18 protein-coding genes are annotated in these 21,646 nt (G+C 70.8%); all 18 read right to left on the bottom strand.

Features of this window, described 5'->3' with window-relative positions; all coding sequences use genetic code 11:
* Nucleotide 1: 1 nt before the first annotated feature.
* Nucleotides 2–1,231 carry a CoA transferase gene (locus tag H5411_RS06560; protein WP_101439738.1) on the bottom strand — a complete coding sequence of 410 codons (1,230 nt, stop codon included), beginning with the start codon at nucleotides 1,229–1,231 and terminating at the stop codon, nucleotides 2–4.
* Complete coding sequence (locus H5411_RS06555) at nucleotides 1,228–2,214, bottom strand: alcohol dehydrogenase catalytic domain-containing protein (RefSeq protein WP_101439737.1); 987 nt, start codon at nucleotides 2,212–2,214, stop codon at nucleotides 1,228–1,230. The genes H5411_RS06560 and H5411_RS06555 overlap by 4 nt, the downstream gene beginning before the upstream one ends.
* On the bottom strand, nucleotides 2,196–3,560 hold the full coding sequence (locus H5411_RS06550; RefSeq protein ID WP_101439736.1) for an FAD-binding oxidoreductase: 1,365 nt from the start codon (nucleotides 3,558–3,560) through the stop codon (nucleotides 2,196–2,198). Before H5411_RS06550 ends, H5411_RS06555 begins: the two co-directional genes overlap by 19 nt.
* The gene (locus H5411_RS06545) at nucleotides 3,554–7,006 is read right to left on the bottom strand and encodes an indolepyruvate ferredoxin oxidoreductase family protein (protein WP_244194860.1); all 3,453 of its coding nucleotides are present in this window, start codon (nucleotides 7,004–7,006) and stop codon (nucleotides 3,554–3,556) included. Before H5411_RS06545 ends, H5411_RS06550 begins: the two co-directional genes overlap by 7 nt.
* Nucleotides 7,003–7,911 (bottom strand): TIGR03620 family F420-dependent LLM class oxidoreductase, encoded by a 909-nt coding sequence (locus H5411_RS06540; protein WP_101439734.1) that lies wholly within the window; start codon nucleotides 7,909–7,911, stop codon nucleotides 7,003–7,005. The genes H5411_RS06545 and H5411_RS06540 overlap by 4 nt, the downstream gene beginning before the upstream one ends.
* A complete protein-coding gene (locus tag H5411_RS06535) occupies nucleotides 7,908–8,309 on the bottom strand; it encodes a Zn-ribbon domain-containing OB-fold protein (protein WP_158242564.1) in 402 nt (133 codons plus the stop codon). Before H5411_RS06535 ends, H5411_RS06540 begins: the two co-directional genes overlap by 4 nt.
* 5 nt (nucleotides 8,310–8,314) lie before the next feature.
* Nucleotides 8,315–9,487 carry a thiolase family protein gene (locus H5411_RS06530; protein ID WP_143271476.1) on the bottom strand — a complete coding sequence of 391 codons (1,173 nt, stop codon included), beginning with the start codon at nucleotides 9,485–9,487 and terminating at the stop codon, nucleotides 8,315–8,317.
* Nucleotides 9,488–9,508: 21 nt separating this feature from the next.
* On the bottom strand, nucleotides 9,509–10,465 hold the full coding sequence (locus H5411_RS06525; protein WP_101439731.1) for a cyclase family protein: 957 nt from the start codon (nucleotides 10,463–10,465) through the stop codon (nucleotides 9,509–9,511).
* A complete protein-coding gene (locus H5411_RS06520) occupies nucleotides 10,462–12,027 on the bottom strand; it encodes a class I adenylate-forming enzyme family protein (protein WP_244194859.1) in 1,566 nt (521 codons plus the stop codon). Before H5411_RS06520 ends, H5411_RS06525 begins: the two co-directional genes overlap by 4 nt.
* Nucleotides 12,028–12,053: 26 nt before the next feature.
* Nucleotides 12,054–14,072 carry a hydantoinase B/oxoprolinase family protein gene (locus H5411_RS06515; RefSeq protein ID WP_101439729.1) on the bottom strand — a complete coding sequence of 673 codons (2,019 nt, stop codon included), beginning with the start codon at nucleotides 14,070–14,072 and terminating at the stop codon, nucleotides 12,054–12,056.
* Nucleotides 14,069–16,180: a hydantoinase/oxoprolinase family protein gene (locus tag H5411_RS06510; protein WP_158242563.1), complete on the bottom strand. Its 2,112-nt coding sequence runs from the start codon at nucleotides 16,178–16,180 to the stop codon at nucleotides 14,069–14,071. The genes H5411_RS06515 and H5411_RS06510 overlap by 4 nt, the downstream gene beginning before the upstream one ends.
* Before the next feature lie 80 nt (nucleotides 16,181–16,260).
* The gene (locus H5411_RS06505) at nucleotides 16,261–17,574 is read right to left on the bottom strand and encodes an MmgE/PrpD family protein (RefSeq protein WP_101439727.1); all 1,314 of its coding nucleotides are present in this window, start codon (nucleotides 17,572–17,574) and stop codon (nucleotides 16,261–16,263) included.
* Nucleotides 17,575–17,577: 3 nt separating this feature from the next.
* Complete coding sequence (locus H5411_RS06500; protein ID WP_208637537.1) at nucleotides 17,578–18,918, bottom strand: MFS transporter; 1,341 nt, start codon at nucleotides 18,916–18,918, stop codon at nucleotides 17,578–17,580.
* 204 nt (nucleotides 18,919–19,122) lie between these two features.
* Entirely contained in the window at nucleotides 19,123–19,755 is a 633-nt protein-coding gene (locus H5411_RS06495; protein WP_101439726.1) for a TetR/AcrR family transcriptional regulator, read from the bottom strand.
* 84 nt (nucleotides 19,756–19,839) lie between these two features.
* Nucleotides 19,840–19,995, bottom strand: coding sequence for a hypothetical protein (locus H5411_RS06490; protein ID WP_158242562.1), 156 nt, complete (start codon nucleotides 19,993–19,995; stop codon nucleotides 19,840–19,842).
* Between the two features lie 4 nt (nucleotides 19,996–19,999).
* Nucleotides 20,000–20,272, bottom strand: a complete 273-nt coding sequence (locus H5411_RS06485; RefSeq protein WP_143271475.1) for a hypothetical protein — start codon at nucleotides 20,270–20,272, stop codon at nucleotides 20,000–20,002.
* A gap of 26 nt (nucleotides 20,273–20,298) precedes the next feature.
* Nucleotides 20,299–21,318 (bottom strand): DMT family transporter, encoded by a 1,020-nt coding sequence (locus H5411_RS06480; RefSeq protein WP_101439724.1) that lies wholly within the window; start codon nucleotides 21,316–21,318, stop codon nucleotides 20,299–20,301.
* Nucleotides 21,315–21,626: a hypothetical protein gene (locus H5411_RS06475; RefSeq protein ID WP_101439723.1), complete on the bottom strand. Its 312-nt coding sequence runs from the start codon at nucleotides 21,624–21,626 to the stop codon at nucleotides 21,315–21,317. Before H5411_RS06475 ends, H5411_RS06480 begins: the two co-directional genes overlap by 4 nt.
* Between the last annotated feature and the right edge of the window lie 20 nt (nucleotides 21,627–21,646).

Here is a 21,646-nt window from a genome sequence, read left to right as displayed (position 1 = left end):
GTCAACGTACCTCCTTGTACGGGTTTTCCGGCGCGGCGATGACCCGCCGGTCGTGCAGGCCGCCGAGTTCGGCGGCGGTGAGGCCGAGCACCTCGGCCAGTACGGAATCGGTGTCCGCGCCGAGCGCCGGGCACGCCCCGGCGGGACCGCGCTCGCCCGAGAAGCGCAACGGCGACCGTGCCGTGATGGCCGGGCTGCCGCTGGGCAGTCGCAGGTCGGCGAGCACGTCGTGTGCCCGCTCGCGGTGTTCGGCCACGAGATCGGCCATCCCGCGGTAACGGCCCCACAGGACCCGCGCGGCGTCGAGTTCCTTGCCCACCTCGTCGAGGTCGCGCGCGGCGAACCACGGCCGCAGGATTGCCGCGATGGTCTCGCGCAGGCGATACCGTTCGGCCTCGTCGCGCAGGTCCGCGTTCATTGCCTTCTCCAGTGCGGTGAACACCTCCGCGGTCCCGGTCGCCGACTGCAACGCGCGCCACTGGCCGTCGGTGAGCGCTACGACCATCACGCGGGCGTCGTCGCGGCAGGCGAAGTCGACGCCGAAACTGCCGTAGACGTGGTTGCCGTGCCGGGGCCGTTCGCCGTGCCGGTCGGCGGCTTCCGACAGCCAGCCCAGGTTCGCGACGCCGGCGAGAGCCACGTCGGACAGTGCGAGCTCCACATAGGACCCTTCGCCGGCACGGTCGCGGTGGTGCAGCGCGGCGAGCACGCCGGTCGCGACACTCAGCCCGGTGACGAGATCCCACGCGGGCAGCACGTGGTTCACCGGGGCGGCCCAGTCGCCGCTGCCAGTGATCCCCGGGACCCCGACCTCGGCGTTGACCGTGTAGTCGACCGCGGGCCGTCCGTCCGGATAGCCCTGGACGCGCACGTGGATCATGTCGGGACGGCGGGCGGCCAGCCGTTCGCGGGCCAGCCACGGGCGGCCGACCGCATTGTCGATCAGGATCCCGCGATCGCGGCCGGAAGCGGTGGCCAGGGCGAGGACCAGTTCGCGGCCTTCCGGATCGCGCAGGTCGATCGCGACCGAACGCTTGCCCTTGTTCAGCGAGGCCCAGTAGTAGCTCTCCCCCGTCGGCGCGACCGGCCAGCGGAGGTAATCGCTGCCGCCGCCGATCGGGTCGATGCGGACGACGTCGGCGCCCAATTGCGCCAGGGTCAGGCCGCCGGTCGGCCCGGCGACGAAACTCGCGCACTCGACAACATGCGTGCCGGTCAACGGTCTGATCATGACAGTCCTCCCGAAGGGACGAGCACGGCGCGGCCGGCGACCCGGTCGGTGAAAGCGCGCGCCGCGTCTTCGAACGGGTAGCGGCTCACCACCGGTCGCACCCGGCCCTCGGCGACCAACGCCATCGCCTCGGCGAAGGTGCGCATGAGCGTCGACCCCGAACCGGTGATCACGGCTTCCTTCTCGAACACGAAAGCCGGATGGACCCGGATCGGCTCCCCGCTGACCTGTCCGGTCAGCACGTACCGGCCCGCATGGGCGAGCGCGCGGAAAGCTCGGCGGAACACGGATTGCAACCCCGTGTTGTCAAGCACGACGTCGACGCCCCGGCCGCCGGTCAGGTCGAGGATGTCCTGCCCGGCGGCGTCCCCGGCGAGCACCACCTGAGCGGCATTCCCCAGTTGCGCGGCCTTGTCCGGGTTCCCGGTGAGCGCGAGCACTCGCGCCCCGAGCGCGGCGGCGACCTGGACGGCGTGCAACCCCAACCCGCCACCGGCTCCGGTGACGAGGACCGTCTCGCCGGGCTTGACCCGCGCCACCCGCCGGAGAGCTTGCAGTCCGGTGCCGACCGCGCAGGCGACCACTGCGGCCTCCGCCAGCGACACCCCGGGCGGCACCGGGAGCAGGGCGGATTCCGGCAGCACGGCGTACTCGGCGAACCCGCCGTAGAGGAACGCACGCTGCGGACAGCGCAGTTCATCGCCGGTCACGCACGGTTCGCAGCGGCCGCAGGTGCCGAACTGCTTCGCCGCGACCCGAGCACCGGCCGCGAACCGGGTCCCGCCAGCGACGACGGTTCCGGCGATCTCGTGGCCGAGCACCGCAGGCAGCGGAAGGTCCAGCAAACCGGCCCGGTCGGCCTGGTCGTGCCCGCACACTCCGCAGGCGGCGACCTTCACCAGGACCTCGCCGCTGCCGGGTTGCGGGCAGTCCACCTCGGCGACCGCCAGCTCTCCCGGAGCGCTCAGGACGACGGCGCGCACGACGCGATCACCTTGCCCGGGTTGAGGATTCCGTGCGGATCGAGCGCGTTCTTGACCGCCGCGTGCATCGCCAGCACCGCCGGGCTGAGTTCCCGGGCGAGCCCGCCGCGTTTGAGCAGGCCGACGCCGTGTTCGCCGGTGACCGTGCCGCCCAGCGCGATCGCCTCGTCGAGGATCTCCTCGAACGCGGCCTCCGCTCGTGCCCTTTCCTCGGGCGGGACGACGAGCACCGGGTGCAGGTTGCCGTCCCCGGCGTGCGCGACGTTCGCGATCCGCACGGCGTGCCGGACGCCGATGGCTTCGATCCGACGCAGCATTTCCGGCACCGCGCCGCGGGGTACGCAGACGTCCTCGGTGAGCACCGGACCCAGCCGTTCGAGCGCCGGGTATGCCAGCCGCCGCGCGGCGAACAGCGCCTCGGCTTCGTCCACATCGGACGATGCGGCCGCCCAGGTGGCTCCGGTCGCGGTGAAGCAGTCGGTCAGCATCTTCGCCTCGTCCTCGCCGGGCGCGTCGGTACGGCCGAGCAGCACCGCTTCGGCTTCGGCGGACAGGCCCATGTTCTTCCAGGCGTCCACCGCGGCGAGGGTGTGCCGGTCGATCAGCTCCAGCGCCGACGGCACCACACCCGACTCGCTGACGGCCGCGACCGCGTCTCCCGCCGCCGACAAGCTGGGGAAATACCCGGCGACCGTGCGTTCGGCGGCCCGTGCGCCGCGCAGCCGCACGGTGACCTCGGTGACGATGCCGAGCGTGCCTTCCGAGCCGACCATCAGCCCGGCGAGGTCGTATCCGGCCACGCCTTTCGCGGTCCGGCGGCCGAGCCGGACCAATTCCCCTGTCCCGGCGACGACTTCCAACCCGAGCACGTAATCGCGGGTGACGCCGTATTTGACGCAGCACAGCCCGCCGGCGTTGGTCGCGACGTTGCCGCCGATGGTCGACCACGGCGCACTCGCCGGGTCCGGCGGGTACCAGAGGCCGTGTTCCGCGCACGCCGACCGCAGGCTTTCGTTCACGACCCCGGGTTCGACCACCGCGAGCCGCTCGGCGGCGTTGATCTCGCGGATCGCGGTCATCCGCTCGGTGGACAACACGATCCCGCCGGCGACCGCGTTCGCGCCGCCGGACAGACCCGTGCCAGCCCCGCGCGGCACGATCGGCACGCGGTGGCGCAGGCACACCTGCACGGTCTGCTGGATCTCCTCGGCGGTGTGCGCCCGCACGACAGCCAACGGCAGCTCGTGCGGAGCCCAGACCGCCTCGTCGTGGGCGTAAGCGGCGAGTACGTCCGGATCAGTGAGGACCCGGCCAGCGGGCAACGCCCGGCGGAGTTCGTTCAGCACGGTGCACCGGCTTTCGCCGCACGGAACTCGTCCATCCGCTGCGCGAGCGTGCTCCGGTATGTCGCGACCGTGCCGAGCTTGACGTCCTCGTAACCGCGCACCAGATCCGGCAAGAGAGCCGTTTCCACTGCCAGAGAATGGTTTTCCGGGTCCAGCCGCTCGGCCAGCTCCCCGACGACCCGTTCGTATTCGGCGATCAGGTCGCGCTCCAGCCGCCGGACCGCGGCGCGGCCGAACGGGTCCAGCGGGGTGCCCCGCAACCGCCGTCCCGCCACCAGAACCCGGAAAACCGGCTTGAACCACGGTCCCAGTTCGATCTTGCGGCGCATCCCGAGCGCCTTCAGCACCGGCGGATGCAACCGGTACGCGATGCGGGCGTCAGCGCCGAACCGCGCGCGGACCTGGCGTTCTTGCACCGGATCCAGCGAAAGGCGCGCGACCTCGTACTCGTCCTTGTAGGCCATGAGCTTGTACAGATTTCGCGCTACCGCCTCGGTCAGCGCCGTCGAACCCGGGACCGCGCTGGACTCGGCACGGCGCACCCGTTCGACCTGCTCCACATAACGCCGCGCGTAAGCGACGTTCTGGTACGCAATCAGATCCGGCACCCGGACCCGCAGCAACCGCGCCAGTTCTGCGCTCTCGCCGACAGTGGACAGGAGTTCGCGGGCTTCCGGGGTCAGTGCGGGCTCCGGTTCGGGTTCTCCGCGCAAGCTCGCGAGCACGGCCGCCAGCGCCCCCGGGTCCGCGACCCACTGCCGACCGCGGCGGAACGCCTGCACGTTGGTCTCGACCCGAACCCCGTTGCGGGAGACGGCTTCTTCGATCGCCTCGGCCGGAATCGGCAGCGCACCGCGCTGGTAGGCCACCCCGGTCAGCAGGAGGTTGGCGTACTGGTCCTGGCCGAACAACACCTCGGCCATTTCCCGGGCGTCCAGCGCGGTCACGGTTCCGGTCGCTTCGCGGAGCCGGTCGAGCAACGCCGTTTCCTCCGGGAACGTGACGCTGGTGTCGGCGACCATCGCCCCGGTCGGGACCTTCGACGTCGAGACCACCGCGGTGGTCCGGCCCGGATCGGCGACGGCGAGGTAGCGCGGGTCGGCGGCGACGAGCACGTCGGCGCCGAGGTAGAGGTCGCACTCGCCGTCGCTCGCTTTGTTCGCGTGCGCCGCGCCGATCTTGACGTCGGAGACGACCGCACCGCCCTTCTGCGCGAGCCCGGTCTGGTCCAGCGACCGCACCGGCAGCCCGGCGATGCTCGCCGCGGTCGCGAGGATCTGCGACAGCGTGACCACGCCTGAGCCGCCGACCCCGGTCACCCGCACCGTGAAGCGCTCAGCCGAGACCGTGCGCTTCGGCTCCGGAAGCGGTGCCGCCAACGGTTCGGCAAGTGGCCGTTTCCCCGCGCTCTTGCCGGGAAGGACGGTGAGGAACGACGGGCAATCCCCGTCCAGGCACGAGAAATCCTTGTTGCACGACGACTGGTCGATCCGCGTCTTGCGGCCGAACTCGGTGTCGACCGGCTGCACCGAAAGGCAGTTCGACTTCTCCCCGCAGTCGCCGCAGCCCTCGCAGACGCGTTCGTTGATCACCGCGTGCTGCGGCGGTTCCGGGGCGAGCCCGCGCTTGCGTTTGCGGCGCAGTTCGGTCGCGCATTCCTGGTCGTGGATCAGCATCGTCACGCCCGGGACGCGAGCGAGCGTCTCCTGCGCTTCAGCCAGCCGGTTCCGGTGCCAGACCCGCACGCCGCGGCCCAGCCGCACCCGCCGGTACCGCGCCGGTTCCTCGGTGGTGACGATGATCCGGTGCACGCCCTCGGCCCGCATCGCCGCGATCACCTGGGGAACGGTCATGCCCCCGGTCGGCTGCTGCCCGCCGGTCATCGCGACGGCCGAGTTGTACAGCAGTTTGTAGGTGATGTTGACCCCGGACGCGACGGCCGCGCGCACCGCGAGGCTGCCGGAATGGTGGAAGGTGCCGTCGCCGAGGTTCTGCACCAGGTGGTCGTCGCGCACGAACGGCGACATGCCGATCCATTGCGTGCCCTCGCCGCCCATCTGGGTCAGTCCGGTGATGTCGCCGTAGTCCTCGCGCCCGGTCATCAGGACCAGGCTGTGGCACCCGATCCCGGCACCGACCAGCGAACCCTCCGGCGTCTTCGTGGACGAGTTGTGCGGGCAGCCCGAGCAGAAGTACGGCGTGCGCGCGGCGAGCGGAAGCGCGATCGTGCGTCGCGGGGCCCGCCAGGATTCCACGGACGGGAATCCGCCGTGCGCACGCAACCGGAGCGCGAGCGCCGCGGCGATGCGGTCCGGATCCAGTTCCCCGTCGGCCGGGACCAGCGCCGTGCCGTCGGGGCCGCGTTTGCCGGTGACCGCCGGAGCGTCGGCGCGGCCGTAGAGCAGGTCTTTGATCGCGGTCTCGATGAAGGAACGTTTCTCTTCCACGACCACGATTTCGCGCAGTCCCGCCGCGAACCGGGTGACGATTTCGGGGTCGAGCGGGTGCACCATCGCGAGCCGCAGCAGCCGGACTCCGCGCCGCTCCAATTCGGACTCGTCCAGGCCCAGGATCTCCAGCGCCTGACGGAGATCGTGATAGGTCTTGCCCGCGGCGACGATCCCGACCCGGGCGTCGCGAGCGCCGACGATCGTGTTCAGCCCGTTGACCGCGGCGTAGCGACGGGCGAGTTCGAGCCGCGCGCCGTCCCGGCTGCGCTCCAGCCTGCCGAGGTCCGGTTGCAGCATCCGGGCGGTCATCTCGTGGACGAACGGCCGCCCGTCGACCACCGGACCCGGTGCCACGGACCGGAACCGGCCGGGGTCGACGCGCACGGCGCCGGTTCCGTCTGCGACGTTGGTGGCGATCTTGAACCCGACCCAGAGCCCGCAGGCCCGCGACAGCGCGACCGCGTGCTGCCCGAGGTCGAGCACCTCCTGCGGATCCGCCGGGTACAGCGTCGGCAGGCCCAGGTCGGCCAGCAGCAGTTCGGAACTGCCGGGCACCGTCGAGGACTTCGCGCCCGGGTCGTCGCCGACCAGCGCCAGCGCGCCGCCGAGGCGATGAGTGCCCATGAGGTTGTTGTGCCGCAGGGCATCCGAGGCGCGGTCCAGGCCAGGCGACTTTCCGTACCAATAGCCGGTGACGCCGTCGACGCGCCGGTTCTCCGACTTGGCCGCCAGCTGCGCGCCCTGCACCGCGGTGGCGGCCAGTTCCTCGTTGACGCCCGGCTTGAACACGATGTCGTGCTCGGCCAGCAGCTTCGCCTGTTTGCCCAGTTCGAGGTCGTATCCGCCGAGCGGCGAGCCCTCGTAGCCGGACACGAACGCCGCCGTCCGCAGCCCTGCCCGCTGGTCGGCGCGGCGGACCTCGAAGGGCAGCCGAGCCAGCGCCTGGACGCCGGTCAGCTGGAACTGCCCTTCGGCCGCGCGATATCGATCAGTCACGATCGGATTCCTCCCTCTGCCGCCAGTGCCCGAAGCTGGTCCAGCACTGGCTCGACGCCTGGCGCGCGGGTCAACGGATGGATCGCCACGTGATCAGCCCCCGCGGCGAGATGCTCGCGAACCCGCGCCGCCACCTGGTCCGCAGCGCCGCACACGACCAACTCGTCCACCAGCCGGTCGCTCCCGCCGTCGGCGAAGTCTTCGTCCCCGAAACCCAAGGCACGCAAGTGGTTCACGTAATTCCGCAGCACAAGCCGGGTCGCGACGTGCTCCCGCGCCACCTCGCGCGCCCGTGCCGCGTCCGCATCGACGACCACTGCCTGTTCCGGAACGAGCAACGGCTCCGGACCGAGACGTTCCCGGGCGGCCGCGGTATGCGCGGGCGGCACGAAGAACGAGTGCATCCCGGCGGCCCGGTCGCGGGCCAGTTCCTGCATCCGGGGCCGCAACGCCGCCAGCACCCGAGGCACCGCACGGTCCGGCCGCGGCCCCCGGTAGCGATCGCTGTCCAGCACGTCGAGGTATTCGCGCAACGCCGTCAGCGGCCGGTCATGGCCATTCCCGCGGCCGGCCTCCGCGTGGCTGGCGCCGAGGCCGAGCACGAACCGTCTGGGGAAAGCCTCGCCGAGCGTCTGGGCCGCGCCTTCGGCGGCGACCGCGTCGCGAGCCCAGATGGCGGCGACTCCGGTGGCTACGGTCAGCCGCGTGGTCGCCGACAGCAGCAACGCGGCGTTGGTGAAGATTTCCTTGTGCGCCGGGGATTCGCCAATCCACAGCGCACCGTAGCCGAGGTCTTCGACCACCCGGGCGGCCTTCGCGGCCTCGGCGGCGGGAACCTCCGCCAGAACGGACAGCCACACGCCGGCCGGTCCGATCCGGGCCGCCAGTCCACGAGACGGCTTCACGCCTGCTCCCCCGGCCCGAATTCCGGCAGCCACACCCCGTCGCCGACCTCGCGGAACGAGACCGTCACCGGTTCGCCGAGCACAGGGTCGTCCGGGCCGGTCCACGTCGTGGTCAGGTTCGGGCCGCTGTCGAGCCGGACCTGCACCACGACGTACGGCACGCCGTCACCCTCGAAGTAGCGCTTGTGGAACCGGACCCAGCTGTGCACCCGGCCGGTCCCGGCGTCGGTCGCCCACCCGACGTCGCGGCGGAAATCGCGCGGGCACACCGGGGACGGCGGCCAGAACGCCTCGCCGCACGAGCCGCACACCGGGACGCGCAGTTCGCCGCGAGCCGCGCCGTCGAGGTGTTCGGCGTCCTCGGGGTAGCGAAGCGGGAGAGGTCGCGCAGTGGTCATCGTGGTCACCGGTCCTTCGTGAAAACAGTCGAATCGCCGAACGGCGTCGCCCACTGGACGACCTCGCATCCGGCCACCTGGCGGTCCCCGGCCTGGCCGCGGATCTGACGGACCGCCTCGGCCATATGCCCCCAGCCGCAGAGGTGCGCTTCGGACAGCAGGCCGCCCGCGGTGTTGACCGGCAGCTCGCCGCCGAGTTCGATGCGGCCGTCCTGCAGCCATTCGAGCGCTTGGCCCTCGCCGGCGAAGCCGAACCGCTCCAGCACGAACACCACGTTGGGCGAGAAAGCGTCGTAGAGCTGCAGTGAATCCACATCGCCCGGCCCGGAGAGGCCCGCCATCGCGTAGACCGGATGGTCCTCGACTCGGCGCTCGTCGCCCTGCGTGAACACGCCCAGCCCGGGCGGCGCGAAGATGAACTCGTCCCGGCCGGCGCGCAGGCCCTGCATTCCGGAGACGATCACCGCGGGCTGCCGCAGATCGCGCGCTCGCTCCACTGTGGTCACCAGCAGGCAGGTGCCGCCATCGCTGAGCAGCGCGAAGTCCGGACGGCGCAAGGGCTCCACGATGTAGGGCTGCGCGTCGTAATCCGCTTGCTCCAGCGGTTTGGTCATCTGCGCGTTGGGGTTGAGCCGGGCGTGGCGGCGCATGGCCATCGGCACCGCGGAGATCAGCGCGGGGTCGACGCCGTACCGCTCGCAGTACCGGCGGAACGCCATCGCCGCGCCCGCACCGGGAGCGGTCATCCCGTAATGCGGCAGTTCCCCGTGCGAGCCGCCGCCTTGGCGCAGGCCTTCCGCGTCGCCCGCGCCGCCAACCATGCCCAGCCCGGAGAAAGACACCCCGGCCAGGCAAGCGGCCACCTCCGTGGTGCCGAGCGCCACGGCCTGTGCGGCGGCTTGCAGCGCGGGACCGACGAAACGGCCGTGGCTCCAGGTCTGCACGGCGGCGCGGATCCGCAGGCCGAACGCCTCCGCCACCCGGTCGTAGTCGATCGACAGCGGATAGCCGACGTTGGTGAACAGCCCGTCCACGTCCCCGGCACCGAGTCCGGCGTCGTCCAGCCCCAGCTGAAGCGCCTCGGCGGCCAGGTCGAGACCGCTGCGCGCGGATTTCCGGGACAGCTCGGTGATGCCGATCCCGACTATCGCCACCTGGCGTACCGGTCCTAGCGGCATGATCGTTCCTTTCTCGAAGCGTCAGAGAATCGCGTGCGCGTTGGCGGGGCTGCCGACCCCGCGCGGCAGCGGCAGCACCCCGGAGACGAGGAGGAACTCGTAGCTCCCCCGCTCCGCGCACGCCCGCGCGAGCCGGTCCAGCAGCCACAGCTCGCCCAGCGGCATGCCCTGCAACGCGATCAGCCGGCGGTGCAGGAAGCCCTTGGCGCGGTTCACCGGGAAGACCTCGACGCCGACGTTGTCCATCGCGACCGCGGCGAATTCCCGGTCCCAGAGATAGCCGGCCATGTCCTTCGCCGACTCCAGCCCGGGGCAAGCGAAACCGGTGCCGATCGTTCCGCGCAGCGCGGCCCGGTCCCGCGCTGGCAGCTGCCGGTACCATTCCGTCCATCCGGTGCGGACCACGAGAATGTCCCCGGACGCGAAGACGGTTCCCTGCGCGTCGGCGACTTCGTCGAGCAGCGCGGCGGTGATCTCCACTGGCTCGTCCGGCGCGAGCGGCGTGCCTTGCGCCGCCAGGTGCCCGGCGACGTCGACCAGCACGCCCCGCCCGCCGAAGCCGTGCTCGGCCCACCGGTCGACGCCCAGAACTTCGCTGTCCGCCAAGTCGGCTTCGCTGCGGCCGCCCCAGTAGCCGTGTCGTCCGGCTTTGATGTGCCGCAGCCCGTCCCACTGCGAGGAACCCTGCAGATAGAACCCGTCCAGCCGGTCGTCGTGCCCGGCCGCGGTGTCCTCCACGACGTGCTGGAAGACATCGCGCTCGTCGAACAGGCCAGGATCAGGCTCATTCAGCGGCAGCGTCAGCGGGATCATCTGCCCGCTGCGCACCGTCTTCGCCGCGGCGAGCCGCTGCTGCGGTCCGATCAGGTTGAGCGTGCCGATTTCGTCCGCGCGCCCCCACACGTCCCACGCGTGGTGCTCGTCCCGGTCCGGCAGCGTCGGCAGGTCCGCGAACGCCGGGGTGCGCCGCCCGGTCATCCCGCCTCCAGCATCTCGCGCAGTTTGAGCTTGCTGACCTTCCCGGTGTGGGTCTGCGGCACCGCGGCCGAATCCAGCACCACGACCCGGGCGGGCACCTTGTAGCTCGCGGCCCGGGACCGGACGTATTCCCGCAGCCGGTCCGCCAGTTCGGTTCCGTCGGCACCGCTGCGCTCGTCCGCGACGACGACGCAGGCCATCTCCTGGTCGCCGTCCGGAGTGGACAGTCCGAAGACGTACGCCTGGTCGACCTCGGCGTGCTCGCCGAGGATGCCCTCGATCTCCACCGGCGCGACGTTGATCCCCTTGATCTTGAGCATTTCCTTCCACCGGCCGCCGAACGACAGCCGCCCGTCCGCGTCGACCGAACCGAGGTCGCCGGTGCGGAACCAGCCGTCGGGGGAATGCGTGCCGCCGCTGACATCGGACCCGCTGAGGTAGCCGTCGATCACGCAGCCCCGGATCTCGATCTCGCCGGTGGCGCCGGGCGGGCACTCCGCACCGGACCTGTCCACGATGCGGATCTCCTGGGTCGGCAGCCGCCTGCCTTGGGTGTGCAGCTTGACTTCCGGCAGGTCGCTCGCGTCGGTCATGGTCACGAAGCCGTACGACTCGGTCAGCCCGTAGGCGCTGCACGCCTCGGTGATGCCGAGCCCTTCGATGGCCAGCCGTTTGTCCTCGGCGTTGAACCCGACCGGCCCGGTCCGCAGCGACGAGATGTCCCTGCTGCCGAAGCTCGGCGCGGCCAGCAGCGCACGGACCGCCGTCGCGAGTCCATAAGAGACAGTGCACCGTTCGCGCTCGATGAAGGCCAGCGACGCGTCGCCGTCGACCTTCTCCTCGATGCACAAGGTCAAGCCGTGGCTCAGCGCGACCGGAAGCGCGTTACAGGCCCCGTAACCGAAGAACAACGGCATCGCGAACCACAGCCGGTCGCCCGGCCCGACGTGCATCCGCTCGCCCATCTCGTAGCCGTTGCGCAGCAGCTTGCCGTGCTCCAGCGGCACCGCCTTCGGCAACGCCGTGCTGCCGCTGGTGTAGAGGATCATCGCGAGGTCGTCCGGCCCCGCACTGCGCTCCGGCGCCGGGGCGGGGTCGAGCCCGGGCGGGAACGGCTCGGCGGACGGCCAGGACAACGCTCCCAGATATCCGTCGGCGCGGGCTCCGCTCTCGAAGACCTCGCCGTGCCCGGCGGCGGTGAGTTCGGCGAGCATGTCCTTGCCGAACACCTGCTTCTCGGTAACCACCAGGCGCAAGTCAGCGGTGCCGACCAGATGCGCCAGCTCCGCAGACCGGTACCAGGTGTTGACCGGCACCGCGACCAGCCCGGCCCGCTGGGCGCCGAGCATCGTGACCAGCCAGCGCAGCCCGTTCGGCAGCAGGATCCCCACCCGCTCCCCCGGCCGCAGCCCCGCCGCGCGGAACGCGCCCGCCAGGTCGTCGCAGCGCCGGGCGAACTCGGCGAAGGTCAGCCGTCCCTCGGGCGCGACCACCGCCTCCTCGCCGGGAAACAGCTTCGCCAGCGCCGCCAGCGCGTCCGGGAAAGTATCCGGGGCAACCACGTCGTTCCGCCTTTCGTTGTGGCCCGTCATCGGGCGTCCGGGTGCACGACCACATCGGCGCGCAGCAGCGTTCCGGTCTCCGGGTCGGCGAACTCCACGAGTTCGACCCCCGGCCTCGGCTGGCACCACTGGCCGCGTTCGGCGAGCCGTTCGTGCGCCGGGCTTCGACGCACCGCCAAGCCGTCTTCCCGGGGCCATTCCCGCCTGCCGGCGCGGATTCGCTCCCTTTCCCGGCTGGTCTCGGCGACCTCGGGGTCGCCCGCCGCATCGAGCACGACGCCGTAGGAAACCCTCGCCGCGTCGGCCGTCACGACGCCCGCGCGCACGTCCGCCGCGACCAGCTCCGGCCCTCGTTCCAGCGGATCGCCGTACCCGCCACCGCCGCCGACCCGCAGCACCACGACGTCGCCCGCACCGACCGAAAGCCCGAACTGCTTGCCCTGCAACGGTTTCGGTGCGGCAGCGAGGTCCTCGACCCCACGCGGCACCTCGCCCCGGCCGAACGCCTCGTCCGCCTGCGCACCGGAGACCAGCGCCGAACCGCTCGTGGAACCGGGGTAGCCGCCGAAGACCCCGGACGGCGGAACCTGCCAGCAGGCCGCCATGACGTGCTCCTGGCCGCCCGGCGTGTACCACGGCGTGAACGCGAGGTCGATGCCCGCGCCGCCCCGGGTCCGGCCCGGTCCGCCGGAGTTCGGGTTCAGCTTGCGCCACAGGTACAGCACCGGATACGCGAGTTCGTTGATCTCGATGTCCGGAATGCTGTTCTGCGGCTGGGCGAGCACGCCGCTGACGTCCATGCCGTCCGCGATCGCCTGCGCGCCCGCTCCGCTGCCGCCGCCGTTCATGTCCGGGAACGGCACGAGCCGGCCGGATTCGTCGGGAGCGTAGAAGAAACTGGCGCTCCACGAGTCTTGCCACGGCGCCGTCACGTGGTCGCGGACGAAGGCGTTCTCGCTGCCGGCCTGGAGATCGGCGAGCAGCCTCGTGACCACCTTCCCGATCCGGAATCCGGTCTCGATGTGCCCGGCCCCCATCGGCGCGGGCTGGCGCGCGTCGCAGATCGTGCCCGGCCGGGTCACCACCTCGATCGGGCGCAGCGTGCCCTGGTTGATCGGCAGGTCCGGCAGCAGGGTGATCAGCAGCGGGGAGACAACCGCACCCAGCGTGGTCGCCGCGCTGACGTTGATGAACCCGTCGGTCTGCGGCGCGGACTCGGTCAGGTCGAACCGCAGCGCGTCCTCGCTGACGGTGAGCGTGCAGCGGATCGGGTACAGCTCGTCGGCGTGCCCGTTGTGCTCGGCGAATTCCTCGGCGGTGAACGTGCCCTTCGGCAGATCCGCGATCCTGCGCCGGACCGCCTGCTCCGCCAAGTCCTTGGCGGCCTCGACATACCGGCGGAAAGTGTCGACGCCATACTGCGCGACGAGCGCCTGCAGCCGTTCGTCGCAGCGGTGGCAGGCCGCGATGAAGCACCGGATGTCGTTGAGCACCAGCTCCGGCACCCGGATGTTGGTCTCGATGATCCGCCACACGTCCTCGACCGGACGCCCCCGGTCGACGATCTTCACCCCGGGCAGCCGCAGCGCTTCGCCGTAGACCTCGGTCGCCGTCGGGTCCATCCCGCCGGGAGCGGCACCGCCGAAGTCGTTGACGTGCGCCTCGGCCCAGCACCACGCCACCAGTTGCTCGCCGAAGAAGATCGGCCGCACCACGCCGACGTCGACGGCGTGCGCGTTGCCGGTGGTGAACGGGTCGTTGCAGAGGAACATGTCCCCCGGCCGGATCTGCTCGCGGGGATACGTCGCGAGGAGGTGCCGGACCGCCTGGCGGGCCGCGCCCAGGTACATCGTGATGTAGCCGGCGTAGCTGATGATGTCGCCCTCGGCGTCGGCGATGAAGGTGGAGAAGTCCACCGCCTCCGCGATCGCGGGGCTGCCGGAGGCGCGCATCATCACCACGCCCATTTCCGCGGCGACGTTGTCCAGTGCCTTGGCGAGAATTTCGACGTCCACCGGGTCGAGCCCGGTCGCGGCGGCGGTCATGCGGTTTCCTCCCCGGTGAGCCCGGTCGTCCGGTCGGTGTCGGTCAGCAGGTAGTTGCCCCAGCCGTCCACGTTCAGTTCCCAGCCCTCAGGCAGCGAGACGGTCGTCAGCGAGTGTTCGATCAGCGCCGGACCGGAAATCCTGGCCCCGGCGGTGATCCGCCGCGCGTCGTAGACGTCCACTTCGGACTGTCCGGCCCGCTGGGTCCGCCTGCGCCCGACCGGTTCTGCCACGTCGCCGGTCGGCTCCTGCTTGGCCGGTTCGAAGAAGTCGACCCGGCCGGTCGCGGTGACCCGCACCGACATCAGAACTACCGGACTGCCCACCCAAGCCGTGCCCTCGCCGTACTCCTGCTCGTAGCGCGCGGCGAATCCGTCCTGGATCGCGACCAGATCCGCTTCGCCGAAGTCGTCGCGGCGCGGGATCGGCACCCGCAGTTCCCATTGCTGGCCGAGGAACTTGAAGTCGCCCTCCCAGCGGATGTCGATCCGGTCGTCCGCATAGCCCGCGGCGTGCAAGGCCTCGACCAGTTCCGCGTCAAGCTCCTTCAGCGCGGTACGCACCGCATCGGCGCCGCCGCCTTGCCACATCACCGACCGCGCGCGGGTGCGCATGTCGTCGCTAGAAAGCAAGCCGCGCGCGGAGAACACCGCCGCTTCGGCCGGGATCACGATCTGCCGGATGCCGACCGAACGGGCGATGTCCGCGGCGAACAGGCCGAGCGCGCCGCCGAAAGCCACCATCGCGAACCGGCGCGGATCGTGTCCGCGCTCCACCGTCACGGCGCGGACGGCGTTGCCCATGTCCGCGACCACCATCCGGTGCACCGCCGCCGCGGCCTGCACCGCGTCCACGCCCAGCGGTTTCCCGATCTCGCGGGCGAGAGCTTCGCCGGCGCTGACCGTGTCGAGCGACCGGCGACCGTCCAGAAAGGACCCGGAATCCAGCAGCCCGAGCACCGCGGACGCGTCGGTCACCGTCGGCCGCGTGCCGCCTTTGCCGTAGCAGATCGGCCCCGGCTCGGCTCCCGCACTGTGCGGCCCGACCTGCGGAACGCCGCGCGAATCCAGCCACGCGATACTGCCGCCGCCGGTGCCGATGGGCAGCACGTCGATCTTGGACAGCGCGGTCAGGAACCGCTCCCCCAGCATCACCCGCCGGGTCACGTTCGGGGTCGCGTCGCGCAGCACCGAGACGTCGAACGACGTTCCGCCCATGTCCGCGGTCACGATGTCCTTCAGGCCCAGCCGGTCGGCCAGCGCCCGCGCCCCGATCACGCCGCCCGCCGGACCGGAGTCGATGAGCGTGATCGGGCGCTGCCGGGCTTCCGCCGCGCTCGACGTGCCGCCGAAACCCTGCATGAACGCAACCGGTTCGCGCAGTCCGCGCGCCGCCAGCTCGCGCTCGATCCGCTCGGTGTACTCGGCGACCCGGATTCCGGTGAACGCGTTGAGCACCGTGGTCATCGTCCGCTCGTACTCCCGGATCACCGGGTGCAGCCGCGACGCGACGCTCAAGAACAGCTCAGGATGCTCGGCCTCGACGATCGAGGCGAGCAGTTCCTCGTGCTCCGGGTTCGCGAAGCCCCACAACAGGGAAACGGCGATCGAATCGACGCCCTTGGCCGCCAGCGCTTCCACCGCCTCGCGCGCCCGCCGCTCGGTCAGCGGAACGACGACCCGGCCCTTGCGGTCGATCCGCTCGGGCACCTCGAGCACGTTCTCGCGGGCGACGATCTGCGGAAGGCTGAGCTGCTTGTGGTGATCGCGGTGCGCGTTGCGGGCCGAACGCGCGATCAGCAGGTTGTCGCCGAAGCCCTGCGTGGTGATCAGGCCGACCTTCGCGCCGCGCAGTTCGGCGACCGCGTTCGTCACCACGGTCGTGCCGTTGACGAACCGCGTGGTCGCGGCGAGCAGTCCGGGCAGCGGCAGTCCGACACGACCGGCGAGATTTTCCAGCGTGGCAAGCAATCCCGCGGCGAGGTCGTCCGGGACGGTGTCGGACTTGTCCGCATAGGACTGTCCGTCCGAGGCGAGCGCGACGACGTCGGTGAATGTACCGCCGATGTCGCACCCGATCTGAAACGTGACTTCGGAACGCAACGTCATTGTCCTTCCGTGGAACGGCCCCCGGCCTGCGAGCCAGATTAGACACGACATACTGTCGAGTCAAGCGACATCTTGTCGATTCAGCGGAGATGTGCGGCGAGCTCCGCGGAATCGGTACCGGAGAAGGGTTCTCGGACAGCCCGCAGGACCGTGTCGATCCCCGCGCCCAGCACCGGCTCCGCGTAGGAGCGGAACTTCTCGATCACGGACACCTGCACCCGCTCACAGCTTTCTGCGGACACGACGCGTCCGTCCGTGAGCCGGACTGTCACGCGTGCGTCCCGGCGCGCCGGAAAAGCCGCGTCCGCAACCGGATCCACCGCCACGGAGATCCGCGCGGCCAGCTTGGCCAGCCCAGGATCGAGCGCTCCGGCATAGCGTTCCGGACTGATTTCGCCGTCGGTCAGCGCGGCCGCCACGGCGAACTGCAGGCTCATCTGCCGGGAAATCGGCGCGGTCAGCGCAGTCGCGTTGGCACAGCCCGGATAGCGGGCCGCCACGCCGGACGTGTGCACCGTCGCTTCGACGACCTGCGCGGGGTCGATTCCTTGGGCAGCAAGGGAGATCGCCGCGTCGATCGGTTCCTGAGTCAAGGCGCACGACGGGTGCGCTTTGAAGAACGTCTGCGAGATCGCCATCCGATCCAGCCGGACGTCCGGCGGTCCTGCTTCGCCACGCGCACCGCCGAATGCCTGGCGCAGGCCGAAAATCCCGTCCACCGCCGACGTCGCGCCCGTCGCGCCCTCCCCCGCGAGCAACGCGGCGACGACGCCTGCTCGCGCGGCTCCGGCGTTCTGGAAGAACACCTCGGCGGTCCCGTCGCGCGCCCACTGGCACAGACCCGCGGCGGAACTGGCAGCAATACCGAGCGCGTGCGCGGCAGCGATCGGTTTGAGCCCCAGCAAATGCGCGGCCGCCGCCGCGGCGCCAAAGGGACCGAACACGCTGCTGGCCCGCCATCCGCGAGCGCCGAACTCCTCGGTCAGCACCGCGGCCGAAACCTGCGCGATCGCCTCGTAGCCGAGCACGATCGCCCGCAGCAGCGCGGGCAACGGCGAGCGGAGCCGCTCCCCGATCGCCAGCGCCGCCGGAATCACCATCGTCCCGGGATGCACGCGGCTTTCGGCATGCGTGTCCTCGTGCAGCAACGCGTGGCAGGCAACGGAATTCGCGAACACCGCGTCCGTGAGCCCGCTCCGCAGGCCGCCGGTCGCCCAGATCGTGGCGTCGCCGCTGCCCGCGATCGCCCTGGCCTGCCTGGCCCACGGCAGGTCGCGTCCGCCGTAGGCACAGGCCAGCGCGTCGAGGAGACAGGTACCGGCTTGGTCGATCAGTTCGCCGGTGATCCCCGGGGCCGCGGTGTCGAGTTGCTCAGCGAGATCGGTGAGCAACACGGGTCACACCCCTTCGCGAGACCGCTCGCTGACCGCCGGGGCCGGCTCCGAGTCCACCACCCGCTTGGCCGCCCGCCGCACGAACAACGCCGCGACCAGGCTCACCAGCGCGCCGAACATCAGGAACAGCGCGGGCGCGCGGTTGTCCCCGGTGACTTGCACGAGCGTCTGGCTGACGTACAGCGCCGGACCGCCCAGCAACGTCGCCGCCAACGCGAACCCGACCGCGAACACGGTGGCACGCACCCGCGCGGGAAGAACCTCCACGTAGGACGCCGGAGCCACCGCCGTGTACAGCGCGGGCAGGACTCCGAGCAGCACCGTCATGGCAATGGCCGCGCCGAGGCTTTTCGCCGAGGAGAGCCCGATGAACAGCGGATAGGCCAGCACGAAGGTGCCCGCGGAAAGCCCGAGCAGCATCGGCCACCGGCCCCACCGATCCGACAACGGTCCGCCCAGCGCGACCAGCACGACCGCCACCGCAATGCTGATCACCGTGGCCAAAGTGGCTTGCGACTGCGAGAAACCCAGACGGATCAAGTACGCCTGCGCGTAGGTGAAGGCGATGTAGTAGCCGACCTGCTGGAACGCGGCGATGCCGAAGATCAGCACGATCAGCCGCCAGTGCGCGGCGAAGGACTCCTTGACCGGAGAGGCGGGCACCTGCGTGCGGTTCTCCAGCGCCCGGAACTCGGGGGACTCGTCGAGCTTCGAACGGATGTAGAGCCCGACCAGGCCGAGCGGCAGGGCCAGCAGGAACGGGATCCGCCAGCCCCAGCTCGCCATCGCCGCGGGCGTCAGGAGGGTGCTCAGCAACAGCACCGAGCCCGCGGCCAGCAGCAGGCTCGCCACGCTGCCGATCTGCACGCGGCTGGTCATCGCGCCGCGCTTGCCGCGCGGGGTGAACTCGGCGGCGTAAGTCATGGCCGTGCCGTACTCGCCGCCCGCCGCGAGCCCCTGCAGCAACCGGAACAGCACCAGCAGAATCGGCGCCCACACCCCGATCGACGCCACCGGCGGCAGCACGCCGATCGCCGCCGTGCTTCCGGCCATCAGCGCGACCGTGGCCACCAGCGCGGGCTTGCGCCCGATCCGGTCCGCGATCGAGCCGAACAGCAGCGAGCCCAGCGGCCGCACCACGAAGGCGACCCCGAACACCGCGAAGGCCGACAGCAACGCGACACCCGGCTGCTGCGCGGGGAAGAACAGTTTCGAAAGGACGACCGTCAGGAAGCCGTAGACCGCGTAGTCGTAAGTCTCGACGGTATTGCCGATGGCGGACGCGAAGACCACGCGCCGCATCAGCGCCGGAGACGGAGCGGAGACGCCAGGACTGGAGGACATAGGGGGACGCTCCCGAGTCATCGTTGACAGGTGGGCGAAGACCGGCGTCTTCCCTGTCGACGCCTCGACACCAGGCGGGCAGGCCGCACAGGGCTGCGGCCGTACTCGCCTGACCTGCGCGTTCACTGCCGGCGCAGGTGTCCCCCGAAGAATAAGGACGACACTGTGTCGAGTCAAGCGTCAAGCTGTTGATCTAGGTGCGGGTCAGTCGCGCTCCAGCCCGAGCGCGTCGACCCACAGCCCGGTCACCACATCGAGCAGCTGCGTCCGCTCGATCGCGAACACCTTCTGCACGATCGCGCGGAAACACACCTGGTCGAGCTGCACCATGAGCAGTTCGACCCGCAGCCGCCGCTCCTCGCGCCGGGCCTCCGGGAACTGGGCCAAGTACTCCTCCAGGCCGCCGGCCAGCTGGTCGATCTGGTCCTTCCACCGGGCCGCGACCTCGAGGTCGCTGGCCATCGCCTCGTGGATCGCGGGCAGCAGCGCCGCCTGGCTCTCCCACCAGGACAGCGCCCCGTCGAGCCAGGCGCGCACGCTCGCCGCCTTGCCCTCGGCGAGCGCCCGCCCGAGCAGCGACCAGTACTGCGCGCTCTGGTCCTCCCGGACCGCGCGGTAGACCTCGGTGAACACCTCGGCCTTGTTGGTAAAGTGCAGGTAGAACGTCGCCCGGTTGACCTTCGCCGCCTTGGCGATGTCGCCGATCGACGCCTGTCCGTACCCCCGCTCCTCGAACACCTGCCGCGCCGCGGTGATGATCCGCTGCCGCGTCATCCTCCGCTGCTCCTCGCGCACCGAAAGCAGCTCCGTCGATTCATTCGACACGTTGTCGCCCACGCGCCGATGGTAACGCCCTGCGACTTGCCTTCGTCGTTCGTGCGCCTGCCGCGGGAACCCGCTCACGCCGTCCGGTGCCCCAGGTCAGTGCGCGTGGGCAACGAAACCGACCAGGAACTCAGCGAACACGACTGCGAGGACGATCGCGAAGGCCAGGAATCCCAGCGCCCAGCGGCGTGCGTTGAGCAACGGCAGATCATGGGCGACGGTCTCGGACGGCGGTTCGGCAGGAGAAGCCATGATCTCAGAGTTCCTTCCGGTAGACGATGTCGATGACGACCGCCGCGATCGCGGCCGCCGCCACGCCGATGCCGACGAACACCCAGCCCGCGCCGCCGGCTCCCGGCCCGGAGTACCAGCCTTCGGCGTAGATCAGCACGAGGACTGCGAGCAGAAGCGCGCACAGCACGATCAGCCCGGAGAGGCGGCGCAGCTTGGCGCGGGCGCTGCGGCGCAGGTACGCGTCGGCGAGCGCGCCGTCGTCGGTCGAGTCCGATGTGGACATTCGGGCAGACATGTGGTCTCCGTTCTGGGTGCGGTGGTTCAGGAGCGCAGCCGGGCAAGGTGCGCTTTGGGTTCGGTGACGATGAAAAGCGTGCCGACGATGGTGATGGCTGATCCGACGATGACGTACGTGCTGAACGGCGCCCCGTAAACGGTGAGCGAGAAAAACGCGATGAAGAAGAACGCGAGAGTGTTGGTGAGCACGCCGCCGCGGACCGCGCCCGCGTAAGAGATCCCGATGTAGTAGCCCATGATCATCCAGATCGCCCAGCCGAGCCCGATCACCGCTCCGATCGCCACGAGCCGCGGTTGCGCCCAGGCGTCGGCCGCGATCCGCCGTCCTTCCGGGAACAGCACGACGAGCAGGACGTCGGCGATGAGGAGTTCGAGGAACGCCCGCCACCACAGGAAGCTCTCCGGCGGCATGAGGTCGGTGCCCGCGGTGATCGCGAAGCTCTCGAACCCCCAGGTGAGCACGGCGGCCACGATGACGAGCAGACCGACCAGGAAGTACCAGCCGTGCGTCGGCGCGCCGAGTTCGCCGCCGGAGACGGCGAGCCAGATCCCGACGGCCAGTGCGGCCAGGCCGAGCACCGTGGAGGCGCGCAGGATGCGTTCGCGGTACAGCACGGCCGCGACGATCGCGCCCACCACGCCGGCGAGCGCTCCGATGGACCCGGCGAGCGCGCCGCCGATCAGCCCGGAGGCGGCGGCGAAGCACAGGTCGCCCACGAATCCGCCTACCGCGACGAAGAGGTTCCACCAGCTGACCCGGTGCCCGAGGATCCGGCCGGTGTCGCGCCAGGTTCCGGTCACGAGCAGGAACACCGCGATCGCCAGGACGCCGAACGGCACTTGCAGCGCGGCGACGAGCGCGAAAGCGCCGGTCGGCTGCTGCCGGTCGAACGGCGGGGTGGAGACGATCGAGCCCAGCAAGCCGAAGGCGAGGCCGAGCGCGGGAGCGGCGAGGATCGCGTAGATCATCCCCATCCGGGTCTTCTTGCCGTCGGCCAGGCGGGACCGTTCGGCCAAGTCGGCCGCAGAGCCTGAGGCGCTCATGTTTGCCTCCCCGCGGGGATTGGCAGTTCGACCGGCAGGTACCGCCGAAGGTCGAGCTGGTACTCGACGAGCCGCCTCGCGGACGCGGCCAGCGCGTAGCGGCGCAGGAGATGGCCGCGATGGCTGCGCTGCCCGACCACGTCCAGCCAGCCCACAGTGGACAGACCGACCAGGCCCTCGCGCAGCCCGGACAGTTCTGCGTCGCGGTAGTGCTGTCGCAGCGCCCCGAACAAATGGTGCTCCCACAGGCCTTGCTCGCCGAGATGGTAGAGCACCATCACCGCCTGCATCTTCGGTGCCGGTTTCATCGTTGAAACTCCTTCGCGGT

The organism is Amycolatopsis echigonensis, from assembly GCF_014174495.1.
GTDB lineage: Bacteria > Actinomycetota > Actinomycetes > Mycobacteriales > Pseudonocardiaceae > Amycolatopsis > Amycolatopsis echigonensis.
This window is presented reverse-complemented; position numbering and strand designations above follow the sequence as displayed.

Bases quoted from the DNA above. Each gene is read 5' to 3' on its own strand.
- H5411_RS06560 (WP_101439738.1), bottom strand. From the start codon at position 1,231: ATGATCAGACCGTTGACCGGCACGCATGTTGTCGAGTGCGCGAGTTTC.
- H5411_RS06535 (WP_158242564.1), bottom strand. From the start codon at position 8,309: ATGACCACTGCGCGACCTCTCCCGCTTCGCTACCCCGAGGACGCCGAA.
- H5411_RS06530 (WP_143271476.1), bottom strand. From the start codon at position 9,487: ATGCCGCTAGGACCGGTACGCCAGGTGGCGATAGTCGGGATCGGCATC.
- H5411_RS06525 (WP_101439731.1), bottom strand. From the start codon at position 10,465: ATGACCGGGCGGCGCACCCCGGCGTTCGCGGACCTGCCGACGCTGCCG.
- H5411_RS06515 (WP_101439729.1), bottom strand. From the start codon at position 14,072: ATGACCGCCGCCGCGACCGGGCTCGACCCGGTGGACGTCGAAATTCTC.
- H5411_RS06510 (WP_158242563.1), bottom strand. From the start codon at position 16,180: ATGACGTTGCGTTCCGAAGTCACGTTTCAGATCGGGTGCGACATCGGC.
- H5411_RS06500 (WP_208637537.1), bottom strand. From the start codon at position 18,918: ATGTCCTCCAGTCCTGGCGTCTCCGCTCCGTCTCCGGCGCTGATGCGG.
- H5411_RS06490 (WP_158242562.1), bottom strand. From the start codon at position 19,995: ATGGCTTCTCCTGCCGAACCGCCGTCCGAGACCGTCGCCCATGATCTG.
- H5411_RS06485 (WP_143271475.1), bottom strand. From the start codon at position 20,272: ATGTCTGCCCGAATGTCCACATCGGACTCGACCGACGACGGCGCGCTC.
- H5411_RS06480 (WP_101439724.1), bottom strand. From the start codon at position 21,318: ATGAGCGCCTCAGGCTCTGCGGCCGACTTGGCCGAACGGTCCCGCCTG.
- H5411_RS06475 (WP_101439723.1), bottom strand. From the start codon at position 21,626: ATGAAACCGGCACCGAAGATGCAGGCGGTGATGGTGCTCTACCATCTC.